This window comes from Mesorhizobium sp. M1E.F.Ca.ET.063.01.1.1 (genome assembly GCF_003998155.1).
GTDB lineage: Bacteria > Pseudomonadota > Alphaproteobacteria > Rhizobiales > Rhizobiaceae > Mesorhizobium.
The window spans coordinates 1-1,621 of record NZ_RZSC01001043.1; the positions used below are offsets into that span (position 1 = coordinate 1).

Below are 1,621 nucleotides of genomic sequence, written 5' to 3' on the forward strand. Positions count from 1 at the left end.
GCGGAAGATCGCGTAGTGCTGCGCGCCCAGCGTCTCGTCGGCTTCGAGCGTGATGGTCAGGCCGAAACGCGCCTCGAGCTCGACCAGATTGGTGCGCTTGTGATTGAGCACATAGAGCGCCGTCGCCGCCGGCGTGCGCACGGTGATGTGGCTGCGCGAATCCTTGAGCAGGAATTCCTCGATCGCCCGCACCACCATCAGCGCCACCGAGGAGTCCGAACGCACATGGCCGGTGCCGCCGCAATGCGGGCAGGGCTTCATCGTCGATTCCAGCACGCTGGCGCGGATGCGCTGGCGCGACATCTCCATCAGGCCGAAATGCGAGATGCGGCCGACCTGGATGCGGGCGCGATCGTTCTTGAGGTGATCCTTCAGCCGCTTCTCGACGGAGCGGTTGTTGCGATTCTCCTCCATGTCGATGAAGTCGATGACGATCAGGCCGGCAAGGTCGCGCAACCTGAGCTGCCGCGCGACTTCCTCGGCGGCCTCCAGATTGGTGTGGAGCGCGGTGTCCTCGATCGAATGCTCCTTGGTGGAGCGGCCGGAGTTGACGTCGATCGAGACCAGCGCCTCGGTCTGGTTGATGATGATGTAGCCGCCGCTCTTCAGCGTCACCTGCGGCTGCAGCATGCGGTCGAGCTGCGCCTCGATGCCGTTGCGCACGAAGATCGGGGTAGTGTCGCGATAGGGCTGCACCACCTTGGCGTGGCTCGGCATCAGCATGCGCATGAAGTCCTTGGCCTCGCGATAGCCGTCCTCGCCGGAGACCAGGATTTCGTCGATATCCTTGTTGTAGAGGTCGCGCACCGAGCGCTTGATCAGGCTGCCTTCCTCATAGACGAGGGCAGGGGCCGAGGACTGCAGCGTCAGATTGCGGACGTTTTCCCAAAGCCGCATCAGATATTCGTAGTCGCGCTTGATCTCGGCCTTGGTGCGGCTTTCGCCGGCGGTGCGCAGGATGACGCCCATGCCCTGCGGCACCTCAAGATCGGCCACGACCTCCTTCAGCCGCTTGCGGTCCTGGGCGTTGGTGATCTTGCGCGAGATGCCGCCGCCGCGCGCGGTGTTGGGCATCAGCACCGAATAGCGGCCGGCGAGCGAAAGATAGGTGGTAAGCGCCGCGCCTTTGTTGCCGCGCTCTTCCTTGACGACCTGCACCAGCAGGATCTGGCGGCGCTTGATGACCTCCTGGATCTTGTACTGGCGGCGCACCGGCTTGCGGCGGTTGCGGACTTCCTCGAGCGCGTCCTCGGCGCCGACCGATTCGATCTCATGCTCGTCCGAATGCGAGGACTGCACCTCTTCCAGCATGCCGCGATCGCTTTCGCTCGATGCGGCCTCGTCAGTGGAAGCAGCTTCGCTGATGGATTCCGCCTGCGGCACCGCTTCGGAAATCACATCGGCTTCGACACTGGCCGCAATCGAAGAGGGACCCGCGTCGGAAGGCTGGTCATTCCCGTCTTCGTCGCTGTCGCTGCTGGCTTCAGGAGCTTCGTTCGCCTGTTCGCCGGTCGCCTCGGTTATGGTTTCGACGCTCTCGGAGACCGCTGCGGCGTTCTCCGCCGCGGCGTCGCTCGCGTCGCCGGCCTCATAGCCGGATTCGTCCGAAGCCGCGCCCTCC

At 64.5% G+C, this 1,621-nt stretch carries 1 protein-coding gene; it reads right to left on the reverse strand.

The window, feature by feature from the left end; translation table 11 throughout:
- Positions 1-1,621: ribonuclease E/G (locus EOA29_RS35795; RefSeq protein ID WP_127222351.1), on the reverse strand; the 1,621-nt coding region annotated here is incomplete at both ends.